At 71.7% G+C, this 16,481-nt stretch carries 19 protein-coding genes and 1 pseudogene; 9 read left to right on the top strand and 11 right to left on the bottom strand.

Annotated elements, in window-relative coordinates; all coding sequences use genetic code 11:
- The first annotated feature begins 58 nt into the window (after positions 1-58).
- On the top strand, positions 59-421 hold the full coding sequence (locus BGO22_RS09070) for a hypothetical protein (RefSeq protein WP_070400576.1): 363 nt from the start codon (positions 59-61) through the stop codon (positions 419-421).
- Here BGO22_RS09070 and BGO22_RS09065 read toward each other — a convergent pair whose 3' ends face one another.
- A complete protein-coding gene (locus tag BGO22_RS09065) occupies positions 422-1,252 on the bottom strand; it encodes a DUF2189 domain-containing protein (RefSeq protein WP_070400575.1) in 831 nt (276 codons plus the stop codon).
- Positions 1,253-1,353: 101 nt separating this feature from the next.
- On the opposite strand from BGO22_RS09065, the gene BGO22_RS09060 reads away from it, so the two are divergent.
- Positions 1,354-2,097 (top strand): 2OG-Fe dioxygenase family protein, encoded by a 744-nt coding sequence (locus tag BGO22_RS09060; RefSeq protein WP_070400574.1) that lies wholly within the window; start codon positions 1,354-1,356, stop codon positions 2,095-2,097.
- 152 nt (positions 2,098-2,249) lie between these two features.
- Here BGO22_RS09060 and BGO22_RS09055 read toward each other — a convergent pair whose 3' ends face one another.
- The 4 genes from BGO22_RS09055 to BGO22_RS09040 form a co-directional block, all read right to left on the bottom strand.
- Entirely contained in the window at positions 2,250-2,753 is a 504-nt protein-coding gene (locus BGO22_RS09055) for a J domain-containing protein (protein ID WP_139147104.1), read from the bottom strand.
- Complete coding sequence (locus tag BGO22_RS09050; protein WP_070400572.1) at positions 2,738-3,499, bottom strand: hypothetical protein; 762 nt, start codon at positions 3,497-3,499, stop codon at positions 2,738-2,740. Before BGO22_RS09050 ends, BGO22_RS09055 begins: the two co-directional genes overlap by 16 nt.
- Positions 3,500-3,510: 11 nt before the next feature.
- Positions 3,511-4,380, bottom strand: a complete 870-nt coding sequence (locus BGO22_RS09045; protein ID WP_070400571.1) for a DUF2167 domain-containing protein — start codon at positions 4,378-4,380, stop codon at positions 3,511-3,513.
- A 94-nt stretch (positions 4,381-4,474) separates the two neighbouring features.
- On the bottom strand, positions 4,475-5,008 hold the full coding sequence (locus BGO22_RS09040) for a cupin domain-containing protein (RefSeq protein ID WP_070400570.1): 534 nt from the start codon (positions 5,006-5,008) through the stop codon (positions 4,475-4,477).
- Between the two features lie 93 nt (positions 5,009-5,101).
- Here BGO22_RS09040 and BGO22_RS09035 point away from each other — a divergent pair, with 93 nt between their 5' ends.
- The 4 genes from BGO22_RS09035 (at position 5,102) to BGO22_RS09020 (ending at position 8,413) form a co-directional block, all read left to right on the top strand.
- Entirely contained in the window at positions 5,102-5,665 is a 564-nt protein-coding gene (locus tag BGO22_RS09035) for a DUF2889 domain-containing protein (protein WP_070400569.1), read from the top strand.
- A 5-nt stretch (positions 5,666-5,670) separates the two neighbouring features.
- Positions 5,671-6,570: a LysR substrate-binding domain-containing protein gene (locus tag BGO22_RS09030; RefSeq protein ID WP_070400568.1), complete on the top strand. Its 900-nt coding sequence runs from the start codon at positions 5,671-5,673 to the stop codon at positions 6,568-6,570.
- Between the two features lie 106 nt (positions 6,571-6,676).
- Entirely contained in the window at positions 6,677-7,414 is a 738-nt protein-coding gene (locus BGO22_RS09025) for an SDR family NAD(P)-dependent oxidoreductase (protein ID WP_070400567.1), read from the top strand.
- Between the two features lie 102 nt (positions 7,415-7,516).
- The gene (locus tag BGO22_RS09020) at positions 7,517-8,413 is read left to right on the top strand and encodes a c-type cytochrome (RefSeq protein WP_070400566.1); all 897 of its coding nucleotides are present in this window, start codon (positions 7,517-7,519) and stop codon (positions 8,411-8,413) included.
- Positions 8,414-8,441: 28 nt separating this feature from the next.
- Here the strand turns inward: BGO22_RS09020 and BGO22_RS09015 are convergent, their stop codons facing one another.
- From BGO22_RS09015 to BGO22_RS08995, 5 genes are all read right to left on the bottom strand, one after another.
- The gene (locus BGO22_RS09015; RefSeq protein ID WP_070400565.1) at positions 8,442-8,978 is read right to left on the bottom strand and encodes a DUF6622 family protein; all 537 of its coding nucleotides are present in this window, start codon (positions 8,976-8,978) and stop codon (positions 8,442-8,444) included.
- 183 nt (positions 8,979-9,161) lie between these two features.
- Positions 9,162-10,349 (bottom strand): serine hydrolase domain-containing protein, encoded by a 1,188-nt coding sequence (locus tag BGO22_RS09010; RefSeq protein ID WP_070400564.1) that lies wholly within the window; start codon positions 10,347-10,349, stop codon positions 9,162-9,164.
- A gap of 8 nt (positions 10,350-10,357) precedes the next feature.
- Complete coding sequence (bktB, locus tag BGO22_RS09005; protein ID WP_070400563.1) at positions 10,358-11,542, bottom strand: beta-ketothiolase BktB; 1,185 nt, start codon at positions 11,540-11,542, stop codon at positions 10,358-10,360.
- Between the two features lie 74 nt (positions 11,543-11,616).
- Complete coding sequence (locus BGO22_RS09000; protein ID WP_070400562.1) at positions 11,617-12,393, bottom strand: SDR family NAD(P)-dependent oxidoreductase; 777 nt, start codon at positions 12,391-12,393, stop codon at positions 11,617-11,619.
- Positions 12,394-12,419: 26 nt separating this feature from the next.
- Positions 12,420-13,085, bottom strand: coding sequence for an RluA family pseudouridine synthase (locus tag BGO22_RS08995; protein ID WP_070400561.1), 666 nt, complete (start codon positions 13,083-13,085; stop codon positions 12,420-12,422).
- Between the two features lie 58 nt (positions 13,086-13,143).
- On the opposite strand from BGO22_RS08995, the gene BGO22_RS08990 reads away from it, so the two are divergent.
- Positions 13,144-14,130 (top strand): tRNA dihydrouridine synthase, encoded by a 987-nt coding sequence (locus tag BGO22_RS08990; RefSeq protein WP_070400560.1) that lies wholly within the window; start codon positions 13,144-13,146, stop codon positions 14,128-14,130.
- A gap of 34 nt (positions 14,131-14,164) precedes the next feature.
- The gene (gene gshA, locus BGO22_RS08985; RefSeq protein WP_070400559.1) at positions 14,165-15,733 is read left to right on the top strand and encodes a glutamate--cysteine ligase; all 1,569 of its coding nucleotides are present in this window, start codon (positions 14,165-14,167) and stop codon (positions 15,731-15,733) included.
- A 20-nt stretch (positions 15,734-15,753) separates the two neighbouring features.
- On the opposite strand, the gene BGO22_RS08980 is transcribed toward gshA, so the two are convergent.
- Positions 15,754-16,236 (bottom strand): SRPBCC family protein, encoded by a 483-nt coding sequence (locus BGO22_RS08980; protein ID WP_070400558.1) that lies wholly within the window; start codon positions 16,234-16,236, stop codon positions 15,754-15,756.
- Positions 16,237-16,374: 138 nt separating this feature from the next.
- On the opposite strand from BGO22_RS08980, the pseudogene BGO22_RS08975 reads away from it, so the two are divergent.
- Positions 16,375-16,481 (top strand): annotated as a pseudogene (locus BGO22_RS08975) (ribosome biogenesis GTPase YlqF); the annotation flags it as partial.

Genomic DNA, 16,481 nt, shown 5'->3' with positions numbered 1-16,481 from the left:
GGCGGCGCCGCCCGCCGTTGTGCCCACAACCACAGACAGAAATCGCACCCGCCCAGGCATGAAGCAGTTCCTCTCGACGCTCTTCGACACCGTTGCCCAGCGGCTGCAGGGCGAGAACCGCCACGACGACGACCCTTACCGCCTGGCGCGCGTGCGCAAGGCCATGCTGGCGTTGGTCGGCGAAGACGGCGGATGGGAGGCCGAGCAGCTGCGCCACCGCCTGCTGGTGGCCGAATCGGCCCGCGCCCTGTGGTTCATGCGCCCCGACCTCCTGCAGTGGCTGTGCCGCGGCCTGGAAGAGCGGGCCGCCATGGACCGCGTCATGAAGCTGCAGCCCCTGTTCGAAGGCCTGGTGGAGCCGGCCCTGCTGGGCGCGGCGGCCGGCCGGCGCGAGCGCCGCCGGCCCCACCACGGTGCCTGACTAGGGCGCCCGCGCGGTCGCTTCATCCGGCGCCACCGTGGCGCGGTAGGCGTGCCAGCTGGCGTGCCCGATCACCGGGCCGCTCACCAGCAGGCCCAGGAACCAGGGCAGCATCGACAGCGCCACGGTGGCACTGATCAGCAGGCCCCAGAACAGCATCACGCCCGGGTTCTGCAGGCAGGCGCGGATGCTGGTGAGGCCGGCCGAGATGGCGTCGGTGCCGCGGTCCAGGATCATGGGGATGCTCACCACGCTGGTGACGAAAATCAGCCCGGCGAACAGGGCCCCCACCAGCGTCCAGGTGATGAGGAACTCGAGGTGCTGCCCGCGCAGCATCTGGCCGAGGAGGTGCTGCGTGTCCGGCAAGGTGGTGAAGCTGACCGCGAACACCACCAGCGAGGCGCGGCCCCAGAGCATCTCCAGCACCAGCAGCACGCCGGCGAACAGGGCCATGGTGCCCTTGGTGGGCAGCCAGGCGCGCAGCGAGCGGCCCAGCGAGGGCGGCTCGCCGCGCTGCAGCGCGCGGCTCGCGTCGTACAGGCCCAGGCACAGGAAGGGCCCCATCAGCAGGAAGCCCGCCGACAGCGCCAGCACGTAGGCCGGCGCGGCGCGGAACACGGCCAGCAGCGCGTGCCCCATGGCGAAGAAGCAGGCGCCGTAGAAGAGGCCGATGCCGGGGCAGCGCAGGAAGTCGGCCCAGCCGGCGCGCAGCCAGCGCAGCGGGTCGGCGGGGCGCAGGTCGGCGATGGGCAGCTCGAACACCGAGGGCTCGCGCGGCGCGTCGCTGGGCGGGGGCGCCTCGGGCGGGGTGGGGTCGGCGGTGGCGGTCATGGCGGCATTGGGCCATCGGCGCCGGTATTCCCCGATGCGGGCTTACCCTTGGCGACCCGGCGTATGCTCGCGGCTCCCTTTGCCGCAGCCAACCGCAGCCGATGAGCGCCGCCGAGTTCTCCCCTCCCTACCTCTCCCCCAACGCCATCGACACCGCCCTGCGCGAGCGCGGCGTGGGCCTGCTCAGCGGCGAGGACAGCGCCGCCTGGATCGGCGTGCCGCTGGCCGATCTGCGCGCGCTGGAGCCGCATTGGGACCGGCTGGCCCCCGACGCCTACCTGAAGGACGGCGGCCGCTACCGCCAGCGCCGCCACAGCTGCTTCGTGGTGGACGGCGAGCGCGTGGCGCTGGAGCCGCACCGCGCGCACTGGCAACCGGTGGAATACAACGCCCTGCACGGCGGCATGCAGCGCTGGTTCGAGCCCATGGAGGCCGCGATGGCGAACGCGCCCGCCTGGTCGCTGCTGCTGCGGCGCCTGGCGGCGGCGGCCAGCGCCTTGCGTGGGGAGCGGCCCTGGTATGTGGAGGCGCACCCCTTCCGCATCGACACCACCGACGGCATCGGCCGGCCCACGCCCGAGGGGGCGCACCGCGACGGCGTGGACCTGGTGGCGGTGTTCCTGGTGCGACGCCACGCCATCAAGGGCGGCGAAAGCCGGGTGTTCGAGGCCAACGGCCCCAGCGGCCAGCGCTTCACCCTGCGCGACCCCTGGTCGCTGCTGCTGCTGGACGATCAGCGCGTGATCCACGAAAGCACGCCCATCCAGCCCGACCCGGCGGACGGCCACGGCTGGCGCGACACGCTGGTGGTGACGCTGCGGGCGGGCGGTTTTCAGGGCGACTGAGCGCGGCGCGTCCCGTCATGGTCGGTGGCCCCATCGGGCGCTTGACGGCCTGGGCGCGCCGGCTCAAGGCCGACGCCATGACCCTGTGGTTCGCGCGCCGCCACCCCGGCACGCCGTCCGCCGCACTCAGGTCGCGGTCCGGCCGGCCGGGGTCAGGGCGGCGAGTCGGTGATGCTGCGGTCCGCGCAGGCCTGTTGATAGGCCCGGTTGATTTCCTGGGCCTTGGCTTCGGCAATGGCGATGAACTCAGGGCCCAGCCCTGCGACCTTGTCGGGGTGGTACTTGCGGATCTTGCGCTTGTAGGCGGCCTTGATGTCGCCGGCCGGGGCCGTCGGACTGACCTCTAGCACCTGGTACCAGGGCGCCGCGGGCGTGTCGCGGGGGGGAGCGTGGGCGCCACCGTCGTCACCCCCGCGCTCGCCGCCGCGGGCAAAGCCCTGGTTCCCGGCGCCGTCGGCCGCTTGCGCGTCGCCGCGAAACCAGGAGGTTTGATCGGCCCCGTCCCGGGTGGGGGGCGCGGGTGCCGCCTGCTGCGGGCCCGCGCCCTTGCCCGTGCCATCCGACAGCTTGTCCATGAAGTGGCGCACCACCAGGAAGCCGGTGCCGGCCGCCAGGGCGAGAAAGAACCACTCCTGAGTGCTCAGGTCGTCAAACATGCCTCGGCCCTTGAGATCCATTGTTGGGTGCTGCTGAGCGCTGGCGCGGCGGCACAGGTGTCGTCCACTTCATGGCCCTGCGTCATGCCCAGCCATTGCAGCCTTTCGCGCAGGCGAATGGCCAGCAGTTCGCGCTCGCCTTCGTCGTCCGTGCGCTTGAGCGTCCGCAGGCCCAGGCCCAAAGCGGAAATGGCGATGCGCTTCTTGTGCACCGCGCGCTTGCCCATGTTCATCAGATAGGCCGGCACGAAGATGGCCTCGACGCAGAGCACGAAGGTGTCGTACCCGCTTAGGCCGAGCCGGTGGCGCAGGGCGACCAGCGCGGCCGTGTTCAGCGTCCACATCAGCAGATGCACCACCACGAAACCGAGCAACACCAGCGTGAACGGCAGGTGGAACGACACCGCGGCCAGGCAGGCGGTGATGAGCATGTAGAAGTAGCCCAGCGCGCTCAGGCCATTGAGCGAGGCCAGGGCCGAGCGCACCAGCGAACGGCCCTGGCGCCACTGCCGCGGCTCGACGTCGCCGAAGCAGCGGGTGGTGATCAGCGCCCGGTCGAACAGGTTCAGAGGATTGAGCAGCACGACCTCGCGGCGCGCTGCGGTCAGCCGCGCGCTGGCGTCGTACCGGAAGGCCCCCCGGCGCCCGAAGCGCAGCAGCTCGCAGCCCGCCGGCACGAAGACCAGGTTGTCGGCCAGCAGAAAGCCGGCCACGACGAGCCAGAACAGGGCGATTTCGTGGGGCACGGGCGGCGGGCTCAGGACTTCTTGCTGCGGCCCAGGAAGCGCTTGATGCCAGCCCACAGCGCGGCCAGCCCGCCCAGCACGGCAATGCCGAGCGCTTTGAGCCCGCCCTTGCTGGTGGCCACGGCGGCCGCGCCGCCCAGGACCAGCGCGCCCAGGCCGTAGGCCGCCACCTTGTCGCCCTGCTTCCAGTCGCTGTACTTCTCGCCGGAGACGTAGTTGAAGCCGCCCAGGGCCGTCTTGAAATCGGCGAGGTCGCGCTCCACGGTGTCGGGCGAGGTCACCAGCACCACGTTGGTGTAGCCGCTGCGGCCCAGCACCTTGGTGCTGACGTTGGCGTGCATCTGCTGGGTGCTCTCGTCGCGCAGCAGCGTGCCCCATTCGAGACGCTTGTTCTGGGCGTCGTAGCGCGGCGCGATCGCCCAGCCGGTGAGCGTGAGCACCGGGTAGCCCTGCTTGCGGCGCTCCTCGGACTCGCGGCCGTTGTTGTCCTTGAGTTGCTTCAACAGCGCGTCGGCGTCGATCGTCTCGTCGTCCTTGACGTAGCCCTCGGGGGCGAAGTTCAGGATGGCGAACCAGTCGGTCTGCGTGCTGGCCACCGTGTACGCCCCGCGCTGGGGCGGGTTGCCGTTGAGCTGGAGGAAGGTGTCGGTGTCGGCCGGGTTGAGGAAGGTGTACTTCTCGTTCGCGGCGAAGGTGGCCTTGCCGGCGATGTCGCCGACCTGCCCCGGCGTGTACCAGGACAGCGAGGCCAGCTTTCGCTGCATCTCCGCCTGGGCGGCGTCCTTGTCCTGCGCTTGCGCCAGTGTGAGCGCGCCGGCCGCCAGTGCCAGGGCGCTGCCCAGCGCCAAGCGGACCAGGGCCGAGTGGTATCGGTTTGTCATGGGTATCCCCTCCCTTGAGGAATGTGCTGTTATGGGCGGCGGGTTATCCGCCGAAGGCGCCGACGCCGTCAAGGCGCGAACGATCGGCGCGCTCTCAAACCCCCCCGGTGGGGTGCGTCGGGTCGACCCACAGCACCGTCTGTGGCTTCTCCACCGGTTCGATGTCGAGGTTGACCGCTACCGCCTGGCCGTCGCTGCGGCACAGCACGCACTCCAGCACCTCGGTGGGGCTGGCGTTGATTTCCTGGTGCGGCACGTAGGGCGGCACGTAGATGAAGTCGCCCGGGCCGGCCTCGGCCGTGAACTCCAGGTGCTCGCCCCAGCGCATGCGCGCCCGGCCCTTGACGACGTAGATCACGCTTTCCAGGTGCCCGTGGTGGTGGGCACCGGTCTTGGCGTCGGGGTGGATGGTGACGGTGCCGGCCCAGAGCTTCTGCGCGCCCACGCGCGCGAAGTTGATCGCGGCCTTGCGGTCCATGCCCGGGGTGGAGGGCACATTGCCGTCGAGCTGGTTGCCCGGGATCACGCGCACGCCGTCGTGCTTCCAGCGGGCGCCCTCGGGCGGGTGGCCGTGGTCGTGCGGGTGGTCGTGGTCATGGGAATGGTCGTGCGGGTGATCGTGGGCCATGGCGCGCTCCTCGGGGGACAAGACACCAGTGTGCCAGCGCGTGCGGCCCGTTGACCCGACAATTGCGGGTTTTCCCGCACCCGGAGAGCCGCCTTGCCTTTGCCCACCCCCGCTCCGCGCACGCCCATGCACACCCGCCGCGTCACCTACCAGGGCTTTCGCCGCGACGATGGCCTATGGGACATCGAAGGCGAGCTGCACGACAGCAAGCCCTTCGACTTCGAGATCCGCGGCGAGGGCCACTGGGCGGCCGACGAGCCCATCCACCACATGCGCATCCGCGTGACCTATGGCGAAGACATGGTGATCCGCGACATCGCCGTCGCCATGGACGCCTTCCCGCACGGCCCTTGCCCGAGCATCCTGCCCAACATGCGGCGCATGGTGGGCGAGGTGCTGGGCAAGGGCTGGCGCCAGACCATCCAGCGCCACCTGGGCCACACCGACGGCTGCACCCACCTGCGCGAGCTGCTCTACAACCTGGCGACGGCGGCCATGCAGACCCGCGCCGGCTCGTTCGCGCCGCCCGGCGACGGCCGCCCGCCCGCTCACCTGGGCCAGTGCGTGTCCTGGGACTTCGACGGACCGGTGGTGGAGAAGGTCTACCCCATGTTCTTCCGTTGGCGAGCGCAGCCGGTGCCCGCCAAGGGCAGCTGAGACGGATGGACCGGCTCGACGACCTGATGGCGTTTCTGCGCGTGGCCGATGCCGGCGGGTTTTCGGCGGCCGAGCGCAGCACGGGCGTTCCGAAGTCGCGCCTGAGCCGGCGCATCGCCGCGCTGGAGAAGGAGCTGGGCGTGCGCCTGGTGCAGCGCTCGTCGCACGCTTTCCACCTCACCGACGTGGGCGAGCGCGTCCACCGGCACGCCCGCGCGATAGCCGACGAGGCGAACGCCGTGCGGGCCACGGTGAGCGAGGCGCAGGCCGAGCCGAGCGGCCTGATCCGCGTGAGTTCCTCGCTGCTGCAAGGCGAGCTTTTCCTGGCGGGCTGGCTGGCCGAGTTCATGAACCGGTACCCGAAGGTCACGGTGTCGCTGGACCTGTCGAACCACTACGTGGACATGCTGGCCGAGCGCATCGACCTGGCGATCCGGGTGTCGGCGGCGCCGCTGGCGGCGGCGGATCTCGTGGCCCGGCCGATCGGCACCGGGCGCATGGTGCTGGTGGGCCACCGGGCCCTGGTCGAGCGCCACGGCGCGCCGCACTCCATCGCCGAGCTCGGCGGCTATCCGTTGATCGCGCAGGTTCAGGGCGAGACCGTTCGCCCCTGGGTCTTTCGTGGACCCGACGGGCACGAACTGAACTACCAGCCGCAGGCCCGCTTCGTCAGCAACAACCTGCTGGCCTTGCGCGAAGCCCTGTTGGGCGGCGCCGGTGTGGCCCAGATCCCGCGCGAGGCCTGCATCGACGCACTGCGCACCGGCGCCTTGGTTGAACTGCTGCCCGGGCTGGAGCCACCGGCGTCCACGGTGTATGCGATTTACCCCAGCCGGCGCGGGCTGGCTTTCGCGGTGCGCACCCTGATCGACTTTCTGCAAGAGCGATTCCGCGGCGGCGCCTGAAGGCGTTCCATTTCTGGAACCCCGTGTCGCGTTGGGGCGGACTACCCGCGCCGCGGGGCGCTGACTATCGTTGGCTTTCTCTCTCAATCGTGGAAAGGAAGCGAACATGAAGTTGTCTGGAAAAGTCGCCATCGTCACGGGTGGCTCGCGCGGCATCGGCGCGGCCATCGCGCGCCGGCTGGCGACCGACGGCGCACGGCTGGCCTTGATCTACCGCGACAACGGCGCGGCGGCCGCCGCCACGGTGCAGGCCATTCGGGCCAGCGGTGGCGAAGCAGAGGCTTTTCGGGCCGACGTGGCGGATGAGGTGGCGGTCGAGTCGGCCCTGCGCGAGGTGGCGGCCCGTTTCGGGCGCGTCGACGTGTTGGTCAACAACGCCGGCGTCTTTCACAGCGAACCGGTGGGCCGGATCAGCCGCCAGTCCTTTCAGAACCAGTTGCTCACCAACGCCTGGAGCGTGCTGGCCAGCACGCAGGCGGCGCTGGACCACTTTCCCGCTTCGGGTGGTGCCATCGTCAATGTCTCCAGCAGCCTGGCGGTGCGTCCGGAGCCGCAGACCGTCAGCTACTCGGCCAGCAAAGCGACGGTCGACAGCCTGACGCTCGGTTGTGCGATCGAGCTGGGCGCGCGCGGCATCCGCGTCAACGCCGTGGCACCGGCGGTCACGCGCACCGACATGACGGCCGGATTGCCCGCCGACTACCTGGAGGGCGAAACGCGGCTGACCCCGCTCGGTCGACTGGCGGAGCCGCAGGACATCGCCGATGCGGTGGCGTTCCTGTGCTCGGACGACGCGCGCTGGATCACGGGGCGCAGCATCTTGGTGGATGGGGGCCGGGTCTGAGCGGGGCGCCGCCGCCCCGACGGCGCGCCGAAGGGCGCCGGGGTGCTTGACGGCGCGCCGCAACGCGCATGCAATCGCGACTCCCCACACGAGGAGGCGGAGATGGCGAACAAGCGGCGATGGGTGCGCGCGCTCGGGCTGGGCCTGGGCGCGCTGGTTCTGCTGGTGGCGGCGGCGCTGGCCACCGGGCTGTTTCTGGCCGAGCGCCGCATGGCGCGCCAGGTGGACGTGCCGGTGCAGCCGGTGGCCTACCGCACCGACGCGGCCTCGGTCGAACGCGGGCGCTACCTCTTCAGCTCGCGCGGCTGCGTCGACTGCCACGGGGCCAACGGCGCGGGCCGCACCTTCGTGGACGACGGCGGCCTCACCATCGCCGGCCCGAACATCACCACCGGTCCCGGCGGCGTGGTGGGCGCCTACCAGCCGGTGGACTGGGTGCGCAGCATCCGCCACGGCGTGAACCCGACGGGCCGCGCCCTGATGGTGATGCCCAGCGAGGACTACAACCGCTTCACCGACGACGACCTGGCCGCGCTGGTGGCCTACATCCGTTCCTTGCCGCCCGCGAACGGGCGGGGCGCGGTGGTCCGCCTGCCGCTGCCGGTGAAGGCGATGTACGGTTTTGGCCTGATTCCCGACGCCGCCTCGCGCATCGACCACTCACGGCCGCCGCAGCCGCCCGTGCCCGAGGGCGTGACGCTGGCGCACGGCCAGTACGTGGCCAACATGTGCCTGGGCTGCCACGGCGAGGGCCTGCGCGGCGGCAAGATCCCGGGCGGACCGCCCGACTGGCCGCCGGCCGCCGATCTGCGGCCCGGCCCGGGCGGCGCGATGGCGCGCTACCCCGACCCCGAGTCCCTGATCGCGATGTTTCGCAGCGGCAAGCGGCCGGACGGCAGCGCGGTGCAGGTGATGCCCTTCGGCTCGCTGGGCCAGATGAGCGAGACCGATCTGCGGGCCCTGCACCTGTACCTGAAGGCCTTGCCGGGGCGGGGCTGAGGCGCCGCGCCGGTTGCAGGCGGCCGCTTCAGGCGGTGGCGGGGCGCCAGGCCAGGCGCCACAGGCCCCAGGCCCGGCCGACGAAGGCGCCGGTGAACGCGCCGTACAGCGCCGCGACGCCCAGCGCGTACGGCGCGCCGTCCACCAGCCGCGGCGCCATGGCGAGCTCCACGCCCACCCCGTACTTCACCAGGAAGATGCCGACGATCAGCAGCAGCGGCACGGCGCTGCCCGGCAGGCGGTAGGTGCGGTGCACCGGATCGAACCGCGCCGCCGCGCGCCGGCGCGCGAACAGGGCGAAGGCCAGGGCCGCGGCGGCGAGCCAGGCCGCGACCGCGCCGGCCCGGTGCGGCGAGGCGCTCAAGGCCGACCAGGTGCCCAGGACCGAGAAGGCGGTCATGGCCGCGGGTATGAGCGACACCCGGGCCACGCTGGCGGTGCGCTCGCGCAGCTGGCTGGCGCCCAGCGCCAGAAGGCCCGCGAGCAGGCCCCACACCCAGGCGGGCGTGCCGCGCAGGATGGGGCCGATGGCTTCGGGGTGGTTGGCGAGCAGTTGCAGCAGCATGGGCATCTCCGGCGAGGGACAAGGGGTGGGGTCAGCGGTGCCGCACTGTGCGTCGCGCGCCCGGCCGGGGCCACGCCCTTGCGACGAAACGGCGCCGGGGCGCCGCGAATTGCCGTCCCGGCGGAGTGAACGGGATGGGGTCGTTTGCCGCGCTGGCGCGCGGCGCGGTGCGACCGCCGCGCCTCAGCCGGTCACCGCCGCGTACACCAGGCCCCGCATCACCGTCCGGTAATGGATGCGCTGGTTCGGTGCCTGCGCCATGAAGATCGCGAACAGCCCCAGCGCCGGGTCGACGAAGAAGTGCGTGCCGCCGATGCCGCTCCAGTGGTAGGTGCCCACCGAACCGGGCACGCTGGCTTCGCCCAAGGCGGTGCGCACCGCGAAGCCCAGGCCGAAGCCGTGGCCGGGCGGCAGCAGCGGGTTGTCGGCATGGGCCACGCTGGCGCCCAGGTGGTCGGCCGTCATGAAGGCCAGGGTGTGCGGCGACAGCAGGCGATGGCCGTCCAGCGCGCCGCCGTTGAGCAGGCATTGCAGGAAGCGCGCGTAGTCGTGCGCGGTGGACATCAGGCCGCCGCCGCCCATCTCTAGCCGGGGCCGCTCGCGCGGGTCGTGCATGGGCATCTGCACGCCGCCGTCGGGGTCGTGCCCGAAGGCCTCGGCGATGCGGTGGTGGTGTTCGGCGGGCACGTGAAAGCCCGTGTCGCGCATGCCCAGCGGTTGCAGGATGGTCTCGCGCAGGTGCTCGCCCAGCGCCTGCCCGGTGATCACCTCGATCACCCGGCCCAGCACGTCGGTGGCGCGGCTGTAGGCCCAGGCGCTGCCGGGCTGGTGCGCCAGCGGCAGCGCGGCCAGGCGCTCGCAGAGCTCGGCGTTGGTCTGGTCGCGGCTGCCCAGGCCGGCCTGGGCGTACAGCGCGTTCACGTGGCCGTTGCCGGTGAATTCGTAGGTGAGGCCGGCGGTGTGGCGCAGCAGGTCCTGCACGGTGGCGGGCTGCGCGGCGGGCACCAGCGCCACGCCGTGCGGGCCGGGCACGGCCACCTGCTGTCGCAGGAAGCCGGGGATGTAGCGGCCCACCGGATCGCTCAGCAACAGCCGGCCCTGCTCGACGAGCCGCATGGTCGCCACCGAGACGATGGGCTTGGTCATGGAGTAGATGCGGAAGATCGCATCCGTGCCCATGGGCGTGTCGCGCGCCGGGTCCAGGTGGCCGACGGCCGCGTCCAGCACCACGCGGCCGTGCCGCGCCAGCAGCACCGCGGCGCCGGGCAGGCGGCCGCGGTCCACGTCGCGCTGCAGCGCCTGCACGATGCCCTGCGTGCGTTCGGGGCACAGCCCCAGGTCCGCCGGTGCGGCGGTCGGCAGTCCGTGCATGCGCGGCCTCAGGCGCGTTCGAAGACGGCGGCGATGCCCTGGCCGCCGCCGATGCACATGGTGACCAGCGCGAAGCGGCCCTGTCGGCGCTGCAACTCGTGCAGGGCCTTCACCGTGATGAGCGCGCCGGTGGCGCCGATGGGGTGGCCCAGCGAAATGCCCGAGCCGTTGGGGTTGACCTTGGCCGGGTCCAGGCCCAGGTCGCGGATCACCGCGCAGGCCTGGGCCGCGAAGGCCTCGTTGGCCTCGATCACGTCCAGGTCCTGGACGCTCAGGCCGGTCTTCTTCAGCACGGCCTGCGTGGCCGGCACCGGGCCGATGCCCATGTACTTGGGGTCCACGCCGGCGTGCGCATAGCCCACCAGGCGGGCCAGGGGTTTGAGGCCGCGCGCCTTCACCTGCTCGCCGCTCATCAGCACCACGGCGGCGGCGGCGTCGTTGATGCCGGACGCGTTGCCCGCGGTGACCGTGCCGTTGTCCTTCAGGAACACCGGCTTGAGCTTGGCCATGTCCTCCACCGTGGCGTTGGGGCGGAAGTGCTCGTCGGTGTCGAAGGCGACCTCGCCCTTGCGGCCCTTGAGCATCACGGGAACGATCTGGTCCTTGAAGTGGCCCGATTCCACGGCGCGCTGCGCGCGGCGGTGGCTTTCGGCGGCCAGCTGGTCCTGCTCCTCGCGGCCGATGCCCCATCGGGCGGCGATGTTCTCGGCCGTCACGCCCATGTGGATCTTGTGGAAGGGGTCGTGCAGGGCGCCGACCATCATGTCGACCAGCGTGGCGTCGCCCATGCGCGCGCCGAAGCGCGTGTTCAGGCTGGCATAGGGCGCGCGGCTCATGTTCTCGGCGCCGGCACCGATGGCGATGTCGGTGTCGCCGAGCAGGATGCCCTGCGCGGCCGAGACGATGGCCTGCAGGCCCGAGCCGCACAGGCGGTTGACGTTGAAGGCCGGCGTGCCCTGGGCGCAACCGCCGTCCAGCGCGGCCACGCGCGAGAGGTACATGTCGCGCGGCTCGGTGTTCACCACGTGGCCGAACACCACGTGGCCCACGTCCTCGCCGCCGACCTGGGCGCGCGCGAGCGATTCGCGCACCACCAGCGCGCCGAGTGCGGTGGGTGGCGTGTCTTTCAGGCTGCCGCCGAAGGTACCGATGGCGGTGCGCACCGCGCTGACGACGTAGACGTCTCGACTCATGTGAACTCCAGGGATCGAAAGGGGGAGGGGAAGCCGGCCATGGTAGCGCGCAGGGGCAACAGGGCGGGCGACGCTCAGGCGTCGCGCACGTCGGCCACCGGGTTCTGGCCGAAATCGGCGCGGCCCAGCCAGGCCAGCACGCGGCGGGCCGCGTCCTCGGGCGTGCTGAGCATGCCCTTCTCGCGCAGGTCGACGAAGCGCTGGCGGTCGGGGAAGGCGCTGGCCTCGCCGGCGCGCAGTTGGACCTGCATGTCGGTGTCGATCACGCCCGGCGCCAGCGACACCAGCTTGGCGCCGTTGGGCTGCGGCGCTTCTTCCAGCGCGCAGCAGCGCGTGAAGTGGTCCAGCCCGGCCTTGGCCGCGCAGTAGGGCGCTTGCGAGGCCATGGCGTTGCGGCCCAGGCCGGAGGAGATGTTGAGCACCTTGCGCGGCCCGCCCCAGCCCGCCCGCGCCCAGGCGCGCGTGGCGGCGAGGAAGGCGGCCGTGAGCTGCATGGGGGCCTCCAGGCCCACGCGCAGGGCGGTGCTGAGTCCTTCGGGCGGGCAGTCGCCCAGCGGCGCGATGGCCGGTATCACGCCCGCGTTGTTGATGAGCGTGGCGCTGGCGAGGGCCTTGGGGTCGAGGCCGGCGAGCCAGTTCGCCAGGCGCTCGCGCGCGCCGTGGGTATCGGCGAGGTCTTGCGACCACTGGGTCAGCGGCGCGCCGAGGCGCTCGGCCTCGGCCTGCAGCTCGTCGCTGATCTGGCGCGACAGGCACAGCAGCACGCGGTCGCGCGACAGCAGTTGGCGCGCCATGGCCTGGCCCATGCCGCGCGAGGCGCCGGTGAGGATGGTGAGATGCGATGTCGTCATGTGGCGTGTCTCGTTCGGTTCGGGGTTCAGAAGGGACAAGGGCTGTGCAGTTCGAGCGTGTCGCCGCTGAGCGGGTGCGGCAGGGCGAGCCAGCCCGCGTGCAGCAGCAAGCGCTCGGCCAGGGCGCGTTGTGTCCCGTCCGCGTAGAGCGGGTCGCCCGCGATGGGGTGGCCGATGGCCTGCAGGTGCACGCGCAGCTGGTGGGTGCGGCCGGTCACGGGCTCCAGTTCTAAGCGTGTGACCAAGCCCGTGCGCGGGGCTGGGTCATCGCCGGCCAGCCGCCAGCGCGTCAGGCTGGGCTTGCCCATGCCGTGGTGCACGATGCTGCGCGGCCGGTTGAGCCAGTCGATCATGAGCGGCAGGTCGATGGTCTGCCAGCCATTGCCGGGGTCGGGGTTGTCGAGCCGCCCGGCCACCACGGCGGTGTAGCGCTTGTGCACGCGGCGCTTCTCGAAGGCCAGGGACAGGGCGCGCTGCATGGCCAGGCCGCGCGCCATCACCACCAGGCCGGAGGTGGCCATGTCCAGGCGGTGCACGATCAGGGCGTCGGCCCAGCGCGCCTGGGCGCGCGCGCTCAGGCAGTCCTGCTTGTCCGGGCCGCGGCCCGGCACGGCCAGCAGGCCCGAGGGCTTGTCCAGCACCACCAGGGCCTCGTCCTCGTGCACCACGCGCAAATCGTCGACAACGTCCATGGAGCGCGATTGTCCCCGCCGCGCGGGGGCGGCGGCGCGGCACGGGACAATACGCCCCATGCTGCTGCTCGCTCCCATGGAAGGCCTGCTCGACGCCACCCTGCGCGACGTGCTCACGCGCCTGGGGGGCGTGGACCGCTGCACCAGCGAGTTCATCCGCATCACCAACACCCTGCTGCCCGAGCGCGCGTTCATCCGCGTGGTGCCCGAGTTGCTGAACGGCGGGCGCACCGTGGCCGGCGTGCCCGTGCGCCCGCAGCTGCTGGGCTCCGACCCCGCGCTCATGGCCGAGAACGCCGCGCGCCTGGCCACGCTGCAGCCGCCGGGCATCGACCTGAATTTCGGCTGTCCGGCCAAGACGGTGAACAACAGCCGGGGCGGCGCCGTCCTGCTCGACGAGCCCGAGCTGGTGGGCCGCATCGTGGCGGCGGTGCGGCGCGCGGTGCCGGCGCACATCCCCGTGTCGGCCAAGATGCGCCTGGGGTACATGGACGACGCGCGCGCCGAGGACAACGCGCTGGCCATCACCGACGCGGGCGCGAGCGAGCTCGTGATCCACGCGCGCACCAAGGCCCAGGGCTACAAGCCGCCCGCGCACTGGGAGCGCATCGCGCAGGTGGCGCAGGCGCTGCCCGCGCAGCGGCCGGTGCTGATCGCCAACGGCGAGATCTGGTGCGTGGAGGACGCGCGGCGCTGCGCGGCCGTGACGGGCTGCGAGCACCTCATGATCGGCCGCGGCCAGATCACCGACCCGGGGCTGGCCTCGGCCATCCGTGGCGAGGGCGGCGTGCCCTGGTCGCGCGTGGTGCCGCTGCTGCCGCTGTTCTGGGCCCGCGTGAGCGCGCGCGTGGAGCGGCGCCACCGCGCGGGGCGGCTCAAGCAGTGGCTCAACTACCTGCGCCACCGCCACCCCGAGGCGCAGGTCGCCTTCGACGAGTTGCGCCTACACCATGACCCGCAGGCCATCGAGGCCTGGATCGCACGGGCCCAGGCCGCCTGGGGATGCCGGGAAGCGGCCTCGGCAGAATCCGCGCAGCCGTGTTAACTTCCGGCCCCCGCTTCGCAAGAGTCTCTGCTTTATGTCCGCACTGCAACAACGGCTGGCCGCCCTGGGGCCCGAGCGACTTCGGGGCATGCGCCGCGGCATCGAGAAGGAGAGCCTGCGCTCCTTGCCCGATGGCAAGCTGGCGCTCACCCCCCACCCGGCGGCGCTGGGCAGCGCGCTGACGCACCCCCACATCACCACCGACTACAGCGAGTCGCAGCTGGAGCTCATCACGGGCGTGCACGCCAGCGTGGACAGCTGCCTGGCCGAGCTCACCGAAATCCACCAGTTCGTGCTGCGCGCGCTGCAGGCGCAGGGCGATGAGCGGCTGTGGGTGTCGAGCATGCCCTGTGGCCTGCCGCCCGACGAGACCATTCCCATCGGCCGCTACGGTTCGTCCAACGTGGGCCGCGCCAAGAGCGTCTACCGCATGGGCCTGGCCCACCGCTACGGCCGGCGCATGCAGACGATCTCGGGCATCCACTACAACTGGTCGCTGCCTGGCGTGGACAACGAAGGCTACTTCTCGCTCATCCGCAACTTCCGCCGCCACGCCTTCCTGCTGCTCACGCTGTTCGGCGCTTCGCCGGCGGTGTGTTCGAGTTTCGTCGAGGGCCGCCCCCACGAGCTGCAGAAGCTTGGCGCCAGCGGCACGCTGTACATGCCGCACGGCACCTCGCTGCGCATGGGCCGCCTGGGCTACCAGAGCGAGGCGCAGGGCACGCTGGCCGTGAGCTACAACGGCCTGGAGGGCTATGCGGCCTCGCTGCACGACGCGCTCACGCGGCCCTGGCCCGCGTACGAAACCGTGGGCATCCGCAACCCGGGGGGCGACTACAACCAGCTCGCCACCACGCTGCTGCAGATCGAGAACGAGTTCTACGGCACCATCCGCCCCAAGCGCGTGATCTTCCCGGGCGAGCGCCCGCTGCACGCGCTGCGCGAGCGGGGCGTGGAGTACATCGAGGTCCGGCTGATGGACCTCAACCCCTTCGAGCCCATCGGCATCGATGCGATGACGCTGCGCTTCCTCGACGTGTTCCTGCTGCACTGCCTGCTGAGCGACAGCCCCCCGGACACACCCAGCGAGATCCGCGAGCTGGCGCAGAACCAGCACCTGACGGCCGCGCGCGGTCGCGAGCCGGGCCTGGAGTTGCTGCGCCGCGGCGCGCCCGTGAAGCTCGGCGACTGGGGCCTGGAGATCGTCGAACAGCTGCAGCCCATCGCCGACGCGCTGGACGAACTGGATGGCACCGACGCGCACGCGCTGGCCGTGGCGCACGCGCGCAGCACGCTGCGCCAACCCGACCTGCTGCCCTCGGCGCGCGTGCTGCACGCCATGTCGGCGCATCACGACGACTCCTTCGTCGCCTTCGTGCGCGGGCAATCGGCGCTGACGCACCGGCAGCTGCTGGGCCTGCCCTGGGGCGAGCCGCAGCAGTCGCGCTTCGAGGCGCTGGCCCAACGGTCGTGGGACGACCAGCGCGCCATCGAGGCGGCCGACACCCTGCCTTTCGAGGTGTACCGGCAGGAATACGTGTCCGCGGAGCGGCTGGGGCGCCCGCGCACGGTGGCGGGCCAGGGCCAGGCGCTGGCGGCCTGAGGGCCCGCTCAGACCATCGTTCAGGCCTCGCCGCCGAACTTCTTGACCAGGTTGGCGATGTACTTGTCGACCAGCTTCTCGAACTCCGCCTCGACCACCGGCGCCACCACCATCTTCATCAGGCTGGGCAGCGGCACGTCCACCGTGCCCTCGATGGCCAACTCGATCGCGGTGGACTTCTTCTGGTCGCTGATCTTCCAGTGACCGCCCACCTGGGCGTTGCCCACGCCCTTGACGGGCACCCACTTCACGGTGCCCGTGCCCTTGGCGTCGTTCCACTGGCTGGTGTACTTGCTGGCGTACACGGTCTGGATGTTGACCTGGGCTGTGCCGACCTTCTCCATCTCCCATTGGTAGCTGCCGCCGCCGAGATCGGTGAGCTTCTCGACCTTGGGGAAGTGCGCGACCGAGGCGGGCACGTCCGACAGCAGCTTGAACACATCGGCCGCCTTGGCCTTGACGGCGAATTCGTAGCCGAGGTCGATCTTGACGGTGATGGCCATGGGCGCCTTTCGCGGGGTGGGAGGAGGGACGGGGCATTCTAGGCAGGCCACCCGGGGGCGGCCTACGGGCTTACACCAAGGCACAATGCGCGACCTTCCAGCCCCTTGGCGGCGCGTCCGTTCGCCGCCCGTCTTCCCATGAGCGTCCAGTGGTTCCCCGGTCATATGCACCTCACGCGCCAGGCCATCGCCGAGCGCGTGAAGTCCATCGACGTGGTGATCGAGATGCTGGACGCGCGCCTGCC

The organism is Hydrogenophaga sp. 70-12 (genome assembly GCF_001897365.1).
Lineage (GTDB): Bacteria > Pseudomonadota > Gammaproteobacteria > Burkholderiales > Burkholderiaceae_C > Hydrogenophaga > Hydrogenophaga borbori.
The sequence above is the reverse complement of the archived record's forward strand: the minus strand, read 5'-3'. Positions and strand labels throughout refer to the sequence as shown.